This window comes from Nocardioides sp. P86 (assembly GCF_023712465.1).
GTDB lineage: Bacteria > Actinomycetota > Actinomycetes > Propionibacteriales > Nocardioidaceae > Nocardioides > Nocardioides kribbensis.
Map to the genome: position 1 here is coordinate 607263 of NZ_JAMAYE010000001.1, position 14857 is coordinate 622119.

Annotated in this window: 12 protein-coding genes; 9 read left to right on the top strand and 3 right to left on the bottom strand. The window is 75.0% G+C overall.

Going from position 1 to position 14857, the window contains the following annotated elements:
- The first annotated feature begins 133 nt into the window (after positions 1–133).
- The 9 genes from M3673_RS02800 to M3673_RS02840 all read left to right on the top strand — a co-directional run bounded on the left by M3673_RS02800 (position 134) and on the right by M3673_RS02840 (position 11319).
- On the top strand, positions 134–607 hold the full coding sequence (locus tag M3673_RS02800; RefSeq protein WP_056862398.1) for an Lrp/AsnC family transcriptional regulator: 474 nt from the start codon (positions 134–136) through the stop codon (positions 605–607).
- 92 nt (positions 608–699) lie between these two features.
- The gene (locus M3673_RS02805) at positions 700–1980 is read left to right on the top strand and encodes an FAD-binding oxidoreductase (protein ID WP_251531346.1); all 1281 of its coding nucleotides are present in this window, start codon (positions 700–702) and stop codon (positions 1978–1980) included.
- 149 nt (positions 1981–2129) lie between these two features.
- Positions 2130–3497, top strand: coding sequence for an MBL fold metallo-hydrolase (locus tag M3673_RS02810; protein ID WP_251531348.1), 1368 nt, complete (start codon positions 2130–2132; stop codon positions 3495–3497).
- Between the two features lie 192 nt (positions 3498–3689).
- On the top strand, positions 3690–5705 hold the full coding sequence (locus M3673_RS02815; RefSeq protein ID WP_251531350.1) for a hypothetical protein: 2016 nt from the start codon (positions 3690–3692) through the stop codon (positions 5703–5705).
- Positions 5706–5725: 20 nt separating this feature from the next.
- A complete protein-coding gene (locus M3673_RS02820; RefSeq protein ID WP_251531352.1) occupies positions 5726–7009 on the top strand; it encodes a hypothetical protein in 1284 nt (427 codons plus the stop codon).
- 80 nt (positions 7010–7089) lie between these two features.
- Complete coding sequence (locus M3673_RS02825) at positions 7090–8343, top strand: YeeE/YedE family protein (RefSeq protein ID WP_193664958.1); 1254 nt, start codon at positions 7090–7092, stop codon at positions 8341–8343.
- 179 nt (positions 8344–8522) lie between these two features.
- Entirely contained in the window at positions 8523–9458 is a 936-nt protein-coding gene (locus tag M3673_RS02830) for a serine protein kinase RIO (protein ID WP_251531353.1), read from the top strand.
- A gap of 74 nt (positions 9459–9532) precedes the next feature.
- Positions 9533–10228: a 5,6-dimethylbenzimidazole synthase gene (gene bluB / locus M3673_RS02835; protein WP_251531355.1), complete on the top strand. Its 696-nt coding sequence runs from the start codon at positions 9533–9535 to the stop codon at positions 10226–10228.
- Positions 10225–11319 (top strand): Rossmann fold nucleotide-binding protein, encoded by a 1095-nt coding sequence (locus M3673_RS02840; RefSeq protein WP_251531357.1) that lies wholly within the window; start codon positions 10225–10227, stop codon positions 11317–11319. The genes bluB and M3673_RS02840 overlap by 4 nt, the downstream gene beginning before the upstream one ends.
- Here the strand turns inward: M3673_RS02840 and M3673_RS02845 are convergent.
- The 3 genes from M3673_RS02845 to rlmN form a co-directional block, all read right to left on the bottom strand.
- Positions 11294–12619, bottom strand: a complete 1326-nt coding sequence (locus M3673_RS02845; protein WP_251531359.1) for a glycosyltransferase family 1 protein — start codon at positions 12617–12619, stop codon at positions 11294–11296. The genes M3673_RS02840 and M3673_RS02845 overlap by 26 nt on opposite strands.
- A gap of 82 nt (positions 12620–12701) precedes the next feature.
- Entirely contained in the window at positions 12702–13550 is an 849-nt protein-coding gene (locus M3673_RS02850; RefSeq protein WP_251531361.1) for a hypothetical protein, read from the bottom strand.
- 22 nt (positions 13551–13572) lie between these two features.
- On the bottom strand, positions 13573–14799 hold the full coding sequence (rlmN, locus tag M3673_RS02855; protein WP_251531363.1) for a 23S rRNA (adenine(2503)-C(2))-methyltransferase RlmN: 1227 nt from the start codon (positions 14797–14799) through the stop codon (positions 13573–13575).
- Positions 14800–14857: the final 58 nt, after the last annotated feature.

Here is a 14857-nt window from a genome sequence, read left to right on the forward strand (position 1 = left end):
TCCTCGGATCGTGCCACGATCACCCCGGGTCGACAAGCGATCCGGTCGAGACGAAACCTTCCCGCAACGAAATCGTTCGTCAAACCCCCCGCCATGCGTCCGAGAGCACCCCGCGAGGCGGTACCTTGCGGACATGAGTCGCAAGCCCGGACGTCCCACGACCCACCTCGACGACGTCTCCAAGGCCATCATCGAGCAGCTGCAGCAGGACGGCCGCCGCTCCTACGCCGCGATCGGCAAGGTCGTCGGCCTCTCGGAGGCCGCCGTGCGCCAGCGGGTCCAGCGACTCACCGAGAGCGGCGTCATCCAGGTCGTCGCGGTCACCGACCCGCTGCAGCTGGGATTCGCGCGCCAGGCGATGGTCGGTATCAAGGCCACCGGCCCGCTCGAGCCGCTGGCCGACACCCTGGCCGAGATGCCCGAGGTCGACTACGTCGTCATCACGGCCGGCTCCTACGACCTGCTGGTGGAGGCCGTCTGCGAGTCCGACGAGCACCTGCTGGAGCTGCTCTCGACGCGCATCCGCACCATCCCCGGCGTCGTGGCCACGGAGACCTTCATGTACCTCGAGCTGCGCAAGCAGACCTACTCCTGGGGTGTGCGCTGAGCGCGGACCCGCGCTCGCTCTCGCTGTGGCACGCCACCGCGGGCGGGTCGTGGGCCCCACGGCCCGCGCTGCCCGGGGACCGCGAGGCCGACGTGGCCGTCGTCGGCGCCGGGCTCACGGGCCTGTGGACCGCGCTCTACCTCGCCCGCGCCGACCCCACCCTGCGGATCGTGGTGCTCGAGGCCGAGACCGCCGGCTTCGGCGCCTCGGGACGCAACGGCGGCTGGTGCTCGGCGCTCTTCCCGGCCTCGCTGCCCACGCTCGCGGCGGCGTCCTCACGGCGGGCCGCCCTGGCCCAGCACGCCGCGATGCGCGCGAGCGTCGACGAGGTCGCCCGGGCCTGCGCCGAGGAGGGCGTCGACGCCCAGCTGGCCAAGGGCGGCACCATCGTGCTCGCGCGCAGCCGACCCCAGCTCGCCCGGGCCCACGCCGAGGTCGACGCCGCCCGCGCCTGGGGGCGTGACGAGGACGACCTGCGCCTGCTCGGCCCCGCCGAGGCCGACGCCGTGCTGCGGGGCCGCGGGACCCTCGCCGCGACCTACACCCCCGACTGCGCAGCGCTCCACCCGGCACGCCTGGTGCGCGGCCTGGCCGAGGCGGTCGAGCGCCGCGGGGTGCTGATCCACGAGCGCACGCGGGCCACGTCGATCGGGCCCGGCCGGGTCGAGACCACCCACGGCACGGTGCGGGCCGACGTCGTCGTGCGCGCCACCGAGGGCTACACCGCCCGCCTGCCGGGTCACGCGCGCACGCTGGCCCCGGTCTACTCGCTCATGATCGCCAGCGAGCCCCTGCCCCCCGAGGTCTGGGAGGAGATCGGACTGGCGCGCCGCGAGACCTTCAGCGACCACCGCCACCTCGTGGTCTACGGCCAGCGCACCGCCGACGACCGGATCGTCTTCGGCGGCCGCGGCGCGCCCTACCACCTCGGCTCGCGCACCCACCCGTCCTTCGACCGCGACGACCGGGTCTTCGCCGGACTCCACGCCGCCCTCCTCGACCTCTTCCCGGCGCTGCGCGGCACCCGCTTCACCCACGCCTGGGGCGGGGCGCTCGGCATCCCCCGCGACTGGTGCGCCTCGGTCGGCCTCGACCGCCGCAGCGGCCTGGCCTGGGCCGGGGGCTACGTCGGTGACGGCCTGAGCACCACCAACCTCGCCGGACGCACCCTGCGCGACCTGGTGCTGGGCCACGACACCGACCTCACCGCGCTGCCGTGGGTCGGCCACCGCTCCCCCGCGTGGGAGCCGGAGCCGCTGCGCTGGCTCGGCATCAACGCCGGCCTGACCGCGACGACCTGGGCCGACGCCGAGGAGCGACTCACCCGCCGCCCCTCGCTGCTGGCGCGCGCCACGGCCCCCTTCCTGGGCTGAGCCGGGCCGCCTCGCGCGGCCGGTCCCCCGCACAGCCGCACCCCTGGCGGGGGTGACAGGCAACTCCTGCCGTCGGCTCGGTCGACCCGCGCACGTCTGTACTGATATATCTCTAGTGCTTTACTCGACTTAAGCACCTGGAGGACCCCGTGCACGTCATCACCATCCCCCTGCCCGCCCTGGGCAACCGGTGCCACCTGGTGCACGACGGCGCCTCGGCGCTGGTCGTCGACCCGCCGCGCGACCTGCGCCCGGTCGAGCGGGCCGCCGAGCAGGCCGGCGTGGACATCCGCGTCGTCGCCGACACCCACGTGCACAACGACTACGTCTCCGGCGCCCTCGGGCTCGCCCGACGCCACGGCGCCGACTACCTGCTCTCGGCCGACGAGGCGGTGGACTTCGAGCGGGTCGGCGTGCGCGACGGCGACCGCGTCGCCGTCGGCCGGATGAGCCTCGAGGTGCTCGCCACGCCCGGCCACACCCGCCACCACCAGTCCTTCCTGGTCACCGGGGCCACCGGGGCGTCCGGCAGCCCCACCGCCGGCGCCGTGTTCAGCGGCGGCAGCCTCCTGCACGGCACCGTCGGTCGCACCGACCTGGTCGACCCGCGCCTGGCCACCGACCTCGCCCGCGCCCAGTGGCGCAGCGCCCGACGCCTCGCCGCGCTCGACCCAGCCACGCTGCTCCACCCCACCCACGGCTTCGGGTCCTTCTGCGCCGGCCGGCCCGCCGAGGCCGGCGACGGCGACGTCACCCTCGCCTCCCAGCTGACGACGAACCCCGTGCTGACCACCGCCGAGGAGGCGTTCGTGTCCGACCTCGTCGCGGGCTTCGGCCCGGTCCCGCGCCACTACGCCCACATGGCTCCGCTCAACCGGGCCGGTGCCGGGCGCAGCGCCGGTCGGGCGGCGCGGCCGGTGACCGCGGCCCAGGTCTCCGACGCGGTGCTCGCCGGGGCCTGGGTCGTCGACCTGCGCGGACGCGACCGCTTCGCCGAAGGGCACCTGACCGGATCGGTGAGCGTCGAGCAGGGCCCGCAGCTCGCGACGTACGTCGGCTGGCTGGTGCCGTGGGGCGACGACATCGTCCTGCTGACCGACGACCCCACCCGTCTCGGTGAGGCCGTGAGCGACCTCGCGGCCATCGGCATCGAGGGGGTCGGCACCCACGTGCTCGACGGCAGCGAGGCCATGGGGGCCCGCTACCGCCGCACCGACTGGGCGGGCTACCGCACCGCCCCCGCCGGGGTGCGCCGCGTCGTCGTCGACGTGCGTCAGCGTGACGAGTGGCAGTCGGGGCACCTGCCCGGGGCCTTGCACCTGCCGGTGCAGGACGTCGAGCGGGCCGCGCACCGGCTGCCCGCCGGCGAGCTGTGGGTGCACTGCCGCTCGGGCTACCGCGCCGGCATCGCCGCCAGCCTGCTGCACCGCACCGGCCGCTCGGTGGTGCACGTGGACGACGGCTGGGAGCGGGTCGAGGAGCTCGCCATCCCCACCGTCGCCGGTCTCGCCGCCTAGGCCCCCGACCCGGCGGCCACCACGGACCGCCCACCCCACGACCAGCCGTCCGGGCTCCCCGCGACGGCACCCCCGCCCCACCACGACCTCGGAGGTGACCCGACCAGATCCCCCAGCGGGACCCAGCAACACCGCAACGACATCGTTCAGAGGCGGCCCCCCGGCCGCCCCTCTCGGGAGGTGCTCCACCCCGTGTCAACACCCCACTCCGCGCGCTCGACGCGCCCCCGCACCCAGCGGACCCACAGCCGGTGGCGACTCGCCGCCGGCGCGAGCCTGGCCGCCCTCGGCCTGGCGTCCTCCGGTCTCGTCGCCCAGGCCCCCGCCTCGGCTAACGAGACCAACGAGCCGGGCAGCGACCCCGGCCAGCCCGTCGACATCGCCACCCCGGCGATCGCGACGCTCAACGGCCTCATCCAGTCGCTGTTCAACTCCGAGATCATCAGCCAGACCTCGAAGATCATCGGCGCCGACGACCGGGCCTACTGGCTGACCAACAACCTCGAGTCCGACCTCATCCCGACCACGGTCCTGCAGGACCTCGGCCTCGGCGACGTCATCCCGGACCTCGGGCTGGGCGGCGGGGACTCGGGCGGCACGGTGCCCGACGACGGACTGCGCCGCGAGTACCTCGTGGTGTGGGCCGGCGACAACAACATCCTCGACCGCACCGGCAAGGAGCTGACCTCGCTCCCCGAGGTGGTCAACTCCGACCTCCTCGGCACGCAGGACCTCATCGGCCCCGACTTCTTCGCGGTCGTCGACGCCACCAAGGGCTCCTCCAGCTACGGCAAGGTGGTCAACACCGCCACGGTCGGCCCGCTGGTCGAGAACGAGCCCCACCACATGCAGTACATCTGGCACAAGGGCAACAACATCTTCGCCGGCGGGCTCTTCACCGACGTCACCTACGTCATCGACACCTCCCGGCTCCCCGCCCTCGAGCTCAAGCACGTCAACCTGCCCACCGACACCCTGTGCGGCTCCGTGCCCGACGCCTACTGGGTGACCAAGGACGGCGGCGCCTACGGCACCTACATGGGCGGCCCCGACGTGCCCGGCCCCTGCACCTACAGCGACGGCACGACGCGCATCGGCAACGGCTTCGCCGGCTCCCCCGGCGAGCTGGTCCGGCTGGACGAGAACGGCGAGACCGTCTACGAGGCGCCGGCAACGCCGCTCACCGCGGAGACGAAGGAGCGCTGCGACAACATCCCGCAGCTGCCCGCCGCCACCTGCGCCAACCCGCACGGCATCCAGGTGCGCGAGGACCTCGACACGCTGATCACCAGCGACTACAACGAGCCCCGCAACATCATCCTCAACCCGGTGGCCGCGCCCTCGTCGTACCTGCGCCGGCCCACCGTGCGCACCTGGGACATCTCCGACCCCGACGAGCCGAAGCTCAAGGCGGTCTCCTTCCTGCCCGACGGGCCCCGGGTGGGCAAGGTCGCCCACCACGAGGAGAACCGCGCGGTCATGGAGACCACGGTGACCAACCAGCCGGGCCACAAGGGCGCCTTCGCCTCCACCATGCAGGGCGGTGCGATCTTCTACAGCCCCGACATCACCGCGGCGAAGCCGGAGTGGCGCGAGGTCTTCGACCTCTCCACCGCCAACAAGCAGATCGCCCCCGACCAGAACCCCTACGGCGGCGGCGTCAACAGCGCCTGGATCCAGACCAGCCTCGACGACAAGTACCTCTACAACGCCGTCGCGGGGCGCTCGGCCAGCGGCACCGACCAGGGCAGCAAGCCCTTCATCCTCAAGCTCGACATCCAGCAGCTGGTGGCCTCCGGGGGTGACCCCGAGTGCAGCATCGACACCATCGAGGAGACCGTCGACGGAGGCGCCGAGAGCGACTGCCCTGCTGTGGTCGACATCCTCGAGGCGCCCGGCGGCCCCCACTGGGGCACCCTGGACAACCTCGAGCTCGGTGAGGACGGCTACTACCACGAGACCACCGACGTGAAGCGGATCGCCTACTCGAACTACTTCGTGGCCCGCACGGGCCTCGACGGCGACCACCGCGTCTGCATGGTCGACATCGCCGAGGACGCCACCATGGCGATCGACGAGGAGTTCGCCGACGAGAACACCGGCGAGCCGTGCCTCGACTTCGACCGCGAGGAGTGGCCCCACGGCGTGTGGGGCCCGGCCAAGCCGCACTCGATGCTCTTCGTCACCGCCGACGACGACATCCGCTGAGACGCGACGAGGACTCGACGATGACGTCCTACGACGACACCACCCCGGGGCGGGACCGGTCCGACCGGTCCCGCCTCCGGGCGGTCCTGACCCTCGGCGCGGCCGGAGCCGTGGCGGCCCTCGTGGTCGCCGGCGCCGTCAGCGCCGGGGCCGGACCGTCGGGCTCCGACCCGCGCGAGGGCAGCGCCCTCGTGACGGACTGGACCGCCCGCACCGACGGCCAGCAGGTCCTCGGCGGCGAGCGGGAGCCCGGCGTCCCCACGATCCAGCGGATCCGGCACGACGACGTGCAGTTCACCGTGACCGTCGCGCCCGCCCGTCCGGGCCCCAACCTCGTGCGCATCGACGCGCTCCACGTGGAGCGTCGCTCCGCGGGACGCCCCGGCGCGGCCGGTCACGCCACCAAGCCCGCCTGGGTCGGCACCAGCGAGGACTCCCTGGTCAAGGCGGTGCCGCGACCCGGCACCGACGGCCTGTGGGCCACCGTCGACCTGCCCGAGGGCAGCGGCACGGTGCTGGTGACCCACGGCCGCTGGCACCGCGTGCCCTTCGCGGTCGAGACGGGCACCGACACCCCGGACACCTCGCTGTGGACCGGCGACGACGGCCCCGAGTGCGTCGCGGCCGCCACGGCCGAGGTCATCACGGGGGCCCTCCCCTCGGTGTGCCCGGCCGCCGGGCTCAAGCAGCCCGACGAGACGGCGTTGCTCGCCGTGGTCGACACCCTGGCCGCCCGCGGCGTCGAGGAGCTGGCCGTCGAGCACGACCCGTCGGCCCGCAGCCGGCAGGCCCTCGCGGCCGTGACCGCCCGCGCCGAGGACCTCGGCGTCGAGGTGGTCGACCCCGCGGCCGCCCCCGGCGAGCGCAACGCGCTGCTCGTCGTGAGCGGGTGGGCCGACGCGGCCCGGTCACTGGCCGAGGTCACCGCCACCCCGCTGCGCCGGCAGCCGATCCGCTCCGACGGCACGTGGCTGGCCCCCTGGCTGCTCTCGCCGGGCGTGGTCGACTCCACCGCCGGCGCCATGGTGCCGCTGGACTTCGACATCCGGACCCCGGAGGCGCGCGACTTCAGCGCGACGCTGGCGACCTACCTGCCGGGCCAGTCGCCGACCTCCAGCGGCTTCGCCGCGTGGCGCAGCCAGCACGCCCAGGACCCGCTCCCCCTGGCGCTCTACGCCGCCTCCCGCGCGGCGTACATGCCCAGCCAGCGCGGTCACCAGGGCCACGAGACGCAGGTCGCGTGGTTCCCCGGCGGCACCGTCACCCCGGTCGGGCTCCCGCTCGAGCCGCCGGTCGCGCGCTGAGCCCCCACCCTCCCCGTAGACCCCGCCACGACCCGGCCCCGGCGCTCCGCCGGGCCCCGGGACCTAGATTGGACACCACCATGTCGATCCTCCAACGCCCCCAGGTGGGCCGCTCCGCACCGCCGGGACCTCCCGCCCAGGACGCCCCCGCACCCCAGGCCGGCATCGTGCTCGGCGGTCTCGTGGCCGCCGGGGTGCTCGGCGCCGTCATCTTCGCCCGCTCCGGGCAGACCCCCGCCGTGCTCTTCGGCCTGGGGCTGTCCCTCGGCTTCGTGCTCTTCCACTCCCGATTCGGCTTCACCTCGGCCTGGCGCCAGCTGGTCGCGGTCCGGCAGGGCAAGGCCCTGCGTGCCCACATGCTGATGCTCGCGGTGGCCTGCACGCTCTTCGCCCCGATCCTCGCCACCGGGGTCTCCTTCGGTGACGCGGCGCCCACGCCCACGCTGGCCCCCATCGGCTTCGGGCTCTTCGTCGGCTCCTTCCTCTTCGGCGTCGGCATGCAGCTGGGCGGCTCCTGCGCCTCCGGCACCCTCTTCGCGATCGGATCAGGCCAGAGCGCCATCGTGCTCACGCTGCTCGGCTTCGTCGTCGGCTCGGTGCTGGCCGCCCGCACCTTCTCCTTCTGGACCGGGCTGCCCAGCTTCGAGCCGGTCTCCCTGGCCGACACCGGCGCGGGCTACCTCGGCGCCTGGGCCATCTCCCTGGCGGTGATGGCCGCGATCGTCGGGCTCACCTTCGTCCTCGGACGGGGCCGCAGCGTGCCCCCGGTCGAGCCGCCGCCGGTGGCGCGGGGGGCCGCACGGGCCGTGCGCGGCTCCTGGCCGCTGTGGGTCGGGGCCCTGCTGCTGGCCGGGCTCAACGCCCTCACCCTGCTGGTCTCCGGCGGCGCCTGGGGCATCACCTTCGCCTTCGGCCTGTGGGGCTCGAAGGTCCTCGACGCCCTCGGTGTCGACGTGCTCGGCTGGCCCTTCTGGAGCGACCCGGCCAACCTCGCGAAGTACCAGGCCGGCGTGCTGGCCGAGAAGACCTCGGTGATGGACCTCGGCATCATCGTCGGGGCGCTCATCGCCTCGGCCGCGGCCGGGTCCTGGGTGCTGCACCGCCGCATCCCCGCCAAGCTGGCCCTCGGGGCCGTGCTCGGCGGCGTCATCATGGGCTACGGCGCCCGGATCGCCTTCGGCTGCAACATCGGCGCCTACTTCGGCGGGATCGCCTCCTTCAGCCTGCACGGCTGGCTGTGGGGGGTCATGGCCGTGGTCGGCACCGTCGCCGGGCTCGCCCTGCGCCCGCTCTTCGGGCTGACGAACCCCCGCCCCACCGACTCCGTCTGCTAGCCCGGCTGCCAGCCCGGGGATAACTCGTTGCCGACGCCCGGGTCCGACCACCACCATGGTCGGACCCGGGCGTCGCGCGTCGAGCGCCGCCCACCGTCGAGAGGAGCGTGACATGTCGACGACCGTCACCGGCCTGCCCGCAGACCACATCCCTCCTCACGACGGAGCACCCACCACCCATGCCCCACCAGCCCGACGCCTCCTCCCCCGCCTCTGCTGACGCCCCTCTCGACACACCCCGCCCCGGGCCGGCCGGCCCCGCCCCCGACCCGGCCCCCGACCCGGCGTTCACGTTCGCCTTCCGCGCCTACGACGAGCCCGACCCCGACGACCCCGGCCGGCGCTGGTCGACCTGGTCGAGCGTCGAGCCGCTCTCGCGGGGCCCCGAGCCCCGCCCGCCCTGGGTCGTGACCTCCCAGGGCGCGGTCGACACCGACCTGGGCATCGTCAAGACCGGCAAGGAGGCCGACGTCTTCCTGCTCGACCGCACCGACCCCGCCTACCCCGACGACGGGGTGGTGATGGCCGCGAAGCGCTACCGCAGCAGCGAGCACCGCACCTTCCACCGCGCGGCGACCTACACCGAGGGCCGCAGCACCAGGCGCTCGCGCGACCAGCGGGCCCTCAAGCGCAAGAGCACCTGGGGCCGCCAGGTCGCCGCCGCCGAGTGGGCGGTCTCGGAGTGGAGCGCCCTCGTGCGCTGCTGGCGCCTCGGCCTGCCGGTGCCCTACCCCGTGCAGGTCGACGGCACCGAGCTGCTCATGGAGTGGATCACCGTCGACGGGCCCGACGGGCCGGAGACCGCGCCCCGGCTGGCCGCCACCCGTCCCGCGCCCGGCCTGCTGGCGGCCTACTTCGAGCAGCTGCGCGAGGCGATGGCCACCATGGTCCAGGACGGCCTGGTGCACGGCGACCTGTCGCCCTACAACGTCCTGGCCGCCGGCGAGCGTCTCGTGGTGATCGACCTGCCGCAGGTGGTCGACCTCGTCGGCAACGCCCAGGGCTTCGACTTCCTGCTGCGCGACTGCACGAACGTGTGCACGTGGTTCCGCGCCCGCGGTCTCGACGTCGACGCCCAGGACCTCTTCGGCGACCTCGTGGCCCACGCCTTCTGAGCCGGCAGTAGCGTGGCCGGGCCCCTCCCCCTCCGTCCCACCTCCGCCCCCTCACCGCACCGAGGAGCCCGGCCTTGCTGCTCTACGACGCCGTCCGGCGCCGCCGCGACACCCGACGCGAGTTCACCGGCGAGCCGGTGGATCCCGAGGTGCTGGAGCGGGTGCTCTCGGCGGCGCACTGCGCCCCCAGCGTGGGGATGTCGCAGCCGTGGGACTTCGTGCTCGTCCGGGAGCCGGCCACGCTGGCGACCTTCCGCGACCACGTCCTCGCCGAGCGGGCGCGATTCGCGGCCACGCTCGAGGGCGAGCGGGCCGAGACGTTCGCCGCGATCACGGTCGAGGGCGTCGTGGAGTCGGGGCTGGGCGTCGTCGTCGGCTACGACCCGCGCCGCGCGGGGCCCTCGGTGCTGGGCCGCCACACCATCGCCGACACCGGGCTCTACTCGGTGTGCCTGGCCATCGAGAACCTCTGGCTGGCCGCCACCGCGGAGGGGCTCGGCGTCGGCTGGGTGAGCTTCTACCGCGAGGAGTTCCTGGGCGAGCTGGTCGGCTTCCCCGCCCACGTCAGGCCGGTGGCCTGGCTCTGCGTGGGGCAGGTCGAGGACCTCCCCGACGTGCCCGACCTCGAGCGCCACGGCTGGCGCCACCGCTCGCCCCTCGCCTCGGTGCTCCACGACGAGCGCTGGACCCCACGACCGGACGCCGCGGGTCCGGGCACCCCCGGGCCGGGCACCCCCGGGCCGGGCACCGCAGGGTCGGGCACCGCGTGAGGCGCCACCGCGGGCGGGTCGTCGACCTCGGCAGCCTCGACGAGCTCGACGCGCGCCTGGCCGCCGGCACCACCTCGCTGTCGGGCTGGCGGGTGCGCGGCGTCGACCTGAGCGAGCGCGGCGAGGCCGTGCTGGGCCGCCGGGTCGCCGGCGCGCTCTTCCTGGGGTGCACCTTCGCCCCCGGTGACGCCGAGCGCCTCGGCGCGGCGGGCGCGCTGGTGCTGCCCGCGCTGGCCGACGTGCCGCTCGACGTCTACCGCGCCGGGCTCTACACCGCCGCCGACCTCTACGACGCCCCGCGCTACGCCGACAGCCTCGACGCCCGCGCCTACGCCTGGTCGCAGCAGCGCGGCGGGCCCGACGACTCGCTGGCCAAGGCCCTGCACGACCACGCGATCGACGAGGCCCTCACCGCCTGGGTCGCCGGCCGGCGCCTCGTCGGGGTCATGGGCGGCCACGCGCTCCAGCGCGGCCAGGCCGGGTACGCCGACGCCGCGCGGCTGGGCCGGCTGCTCGGCGCGGGAGGCCTGACCGTGGCCACCGGGGGCGGGCCGGGCGCGATGGAGGCGGCCAACCTCGGCGCGCGGCTGTCGGGGCGCCCGGAGGCCGAGCTCGACGCGGCGCTCGCGCGGCTGGCCGGCGTGGCGTCGTACCGGCCCTCGGTGCAGGCGTGGGCCGAGGTCGCCCTCGAGGTCGCGGCCGGACCCGACCCGGTGGAGACCCTCGGCATCCCGACCTGGCACTACGGCCACGAGCCGCCCAACGTGCTGGCCACCGCGATCGCGAAGTACGTGCGCAACGCCACCCGCGAGGCGGTGCTGCTGGCGGTCTGCGACGCGGGCATCGTCTTCCTGCCCGGCGCCGCGGGCACGGTGCAGGAGGTCTTCCAGGACGCCTGCGAGAACTACTACGCCGACGAGTCGTCGGTGGCCCCGATGGTGCTCGTGGGCCGGCACCACTGGACCGAGGAGCTGCCCGCGTGGCCGCTGCTGGAGTCGCTGGCCCGGGGCCGCACGATGCCGGTGGCGCTGGTCGACAGCGTCGAGGAGGCGGCCGCGGTGGTGCTCAGCCGGCCATCCGGTCGCCGCTGAGCCCGACCTGACGGGCAGCCACCGGCGCGGCCCCGGACCGGTGGGCCACCACCTCGCGGTAGTGGGTCAGCAGCGACTCGTTGACGGCGCGCCACGACCGGCCGGCGACGCTCTCGCGCGCGGCGCGGGCCATCTGCTGGCGCAGGGCGGCGTCGGTGAGGCGCTCGACGTAGGCGGCCAGGTCGTCGGCGTCGCACGGCACGTAGAGGAACCCCGAGACCACGTCGGTGACCACGTCCACGGGTCCCCCCGAGCGGGGCGCGACCACGGGCACGCCGGCGGCGAGGGCCTCCTGCGCCGACTGGCAGTAGGTCTCGTGACGCCCGGTGTGCACGAAGACGTCGAGCGAGGCGTAGAGACGGCTGAGGTCCTCGCCGTGCAGCACGCCGAGGAAGTGCGCGCCGGTCAGGAGCTCGCGCAGGCGGCCCTCCTCGGGCCCCCCGCCGACGACCACGAGGGCGTAGCGCGGGTCGTCGGCCAGGCGGGCGAGCAGGTGCAGCTCCTTCTCCGGGGCCAGCCGGCCGACGTAGCCGACCACGAGCCGCCCGTCGGGGCTGAGCTCCCGCCGCAGGTCGGCCGAGCGCCACCGCGGGTGGAAGGCGTCGAGGTCGACACCGCGCGGCCACAGGGCGGTGCGGGGCACGGCGAGGGCCTCGAGCTGCGCCAGGCTGGCCCGCGACGGCGCCAGGGTCCGGTCGGCCCGGGTGTGGATGCGGCGGGTGAGGCGGGCCATCGCGCGCGTGCCGCCGGCGATGCCGTAGCGCTCGGCGAAGCCGACCAGGTCGGTCTGGTAGATCGCCACCGTCGGCACGCCCAGCTCGTCGGCGGCCCGCACGGCCTGGTGGCCCAGGGTCGCGGGCGAGGCGACGTGGACGACGTCGGGTCGGAAGCGCAGCATCACCGCACGCAGCCGGCGCCGGGTCTCGAGGCCGATCCGGAAGTCGCGGTAGAACGGCAGGGTCGCGCCACGCGCCAGCGTCACCGGGAAGCCGGCGTACGACGACGGGCCGGTCGGGGCGACCAGCTCGGCCTCGTGGCCCTCCGCCGCGAGGTGCTCCAGCACCCGCCGCACGGAGTTGGTGACGCCGTTGACCTGCGGCAGGAACGACTCCGCCACCACGAGCACCCGCAGCGGGCGGTCGGCGGCACCACCGGGTGGCAGGGACCCGGGTCGCAGGGATCCGGGTCGCGGGGATCCGGGCAGCTGGGATCCCGGTCGCAGGGGGACGGCCGCGTGGTCGCGACCACCCTGGGCGGTCCGGGAGGTCGGGGCGGGTCGCAGCTGCAGGAGCCTCGTCACGCCTCGGACGCTAGGGAGCGCCGGGCAACGGCCCGGGCCGACGGGGTGACCGGCACGTGAACCGTGCGTGCCCGTCGGTCTCCTACGCGCGCGCTCCCGGCGCACCCGCGGCGCCCGACGGCCCCGGCGGTGCCGTCAGGGGCACGGCGTAGGAGCGCTCCTGGCCGTGGGGCACGAAGCCGACGCGCCGCAGGATCGGGCCGGAGGTCTCGACGCGTCCCTTGACCAGGGCCATGCGGGCGTCGTGGGCCAGCGCGTAGACGAGTCGCTCGGCGAGGAGGGTGCGGTAGAGCCCACGGCCGCGCTCCGAGGCGACGACGGCGCCGCCCCAGAGGCGGGCCACGCCGTCGACGACGGTGAGGCCGGCGCTGGCGACCGGTCGGTCGCCGAGGTAGGCGACGACAGCGCCGCCGGCACCGGCGGCCAGGTCGTCGCCCGCGCGCGCGACGTAGGCCTCGACCTCGGGCAGCGAGGGGGTGCTGCCGCCGAAGACCTTGGCGCCGACGGCGAAGGAGTCCCGGGCGGTGGCGACGTCGACGGTCCAGCGGAGCTCGACCTCCGCCGACGGGGGCTGGCCCAGGCCGGGGGGCGGACCGGCGAGGTCGAGGGCCATGACGTCGAGGGTCTCGTCGAGCACACCGCCGCGTGCGAGCAGAACGTCGGCCACGGCGTCGGCCGCGCCGAGCCTGGCCCAGCAGACCACCTGCTCGACGACACCGGGCACCGCCTCGGCCCGCGCCGCGACGAGCGCGTCGTCGACGAGCGCCGCGACGTCCCGGTCCGGGTCCAGCGACACCAGCTCCAGGGGGTGCTCGAACCAGTCGGGGAAGCGCACGAGCTGCCATCCCTCGCCCCGGATGCGCCGGGCGTTGTCGGGCACCCACACCCACGCCGCCGCGGCCGCGGCCACGTCCTCGTGCGTCAGCGTCATGCTGCTCCCGGCCCTCGGGAGGTCACTCGGCGGCGGCCAGCTGACCGCAGGCGCCATCGATCTCGCGGCCGCGGGTGTCGCGCACCGTGGTCGGGATGCCCTTGGCCTCGAGGCGACGCACGAACTCCCGCTCGTCGGCGGGGTCGGAGGCGGTCCACTTCGATCCCGGCGTGGGGTTGAGCGGGATGAGGTTGACGTGCACCCAGCCCCAGTCGCCGTAGGAGCCGAGCACGTCGCCGAGCAGGTCGGCGCGCCAGGCCTGGTCGTTGATGCCGCGCATCATGGCGTACTCGATGGAGACGCGGCGCTTGGTCTGGCGGGCGTAGTCCCACGCCGCCTCGACGGTCTCGGCGACCGAGTAGCGGGTGTTGATCGGCACCAGCTCGTTGCGCAGCTCGTCGTCGGGGGCGTGCAGGCTCAGCGCGAGGGTCACCGGGATGCCCTCGGTGGTGAGCTGGCGGATGCGGGGCACCAGGCCGACGGTGGAGACCGTCACGCCGCGCGCCGACATGCCGAGGCCGTCGGGCGCGGGGTCGGTGAGGCGCCGCACGGCGCCGATGACGGCCTTGTAGTTGGCCAGCGGCTCGCCCATGCCCATGAAGACCACGTTGGAGACGCGGCCGGGGCCGCCGGGCACCTCGCCGCGGGCCATCGAGCGCGCTCCCGCGACGACCTGCTCGACGATCTCGGCGGTGCTCATGTTGCGCTGCAGGCCGCCCTGCCCGGTCGCGCAGAAGGGGCAGGCCATGCCGCAGCCGGCCTGGCTCGAGACGCACACCGTGGCGCGGTCGGGGTAGCGCATGAGCACCGACTCGACGAGGGCGCCGTCGAAGAGCTTCCACAGCGTCTTGCGCGTGGTGCCCTTGTCGGCCTCCATCGTGCGCAGCGGCGTCATGAGGCTCGGCAGCAGCGTGGAGACGAGCTCGGCGCGCTGGGCGGCCGGCAGGTCGGTCATCTGCTCGGGGTCGTCGGCCAGGCGCGCGAAGTAGTGCGTCGAGAGCTGCTTGGCCCGGAAGCCGGGCAGCCCGTTGTCCTCCAGCAGCGTCTTGCGCTCCGCGGAGGTCAGGTCGGCGAGGTGGCGCGGCGGCTTCTTGCGCCCCCGCGGCTCCTCGAAGACCAGCGGCAGGGTGAGGGCACCCTCGGGAGCGCCGGCCGCGACGGCGCCGGCGGAGGCACCGGGGGCCGCAGGGGCCCCGGTGGTGCCGGCGGACGGTGCGGTGGCGGGGGTCGGGTCAGGGTTCTGGGACATCAGGGCACCGATTCTCCCACCCCGGCCCCGCCCGCGGCGAGTCCGCGGACGGCGGCCG

Coding starts and splice junctions, on each gene's coding strand:
- M3673_RS02800 (WP_056862398.1), top strand. CDS start 134: ATGAGTCGCAAGCCCGGACGTCCCACGACCCACCTCGACGACGTCTCC.
- M3673_RS02820 (WP_251531352.1), top strand. CDS start 5,726: ATGACGTCCTACGACGACACCACCCCGGGGCGGGACCGGTCCGACCGG.
- M3673_RS02825 (WP_193664958.1), top strand. CDS start 7,090: ATGTCGATCCTCCAACGCCCCCAGGTGGGCCGCTCCGCACCGCCGGGA.
- M3673_RS02830 (WP_251531353.1), top strand. CDS start 8,523: ATGCCCCACCAGCCCGACGCCTCCTCCCCCGCCTCTGCTGACGCCCCT.
- M3673_RS02850 (WP_251531361.1), bottom strand. CDS start 13,550: ATGACGCTGACGCACGAGGACGTGGCCGCGGCCGCGGCGGCGTGGGTG.
- rlmN (WP_251531363.1), bottom strand. CDS start 14,799: ATGTCCCAGAACCCTGACCCGACCCCCGCCACCGCACCGTCCGCCGGC.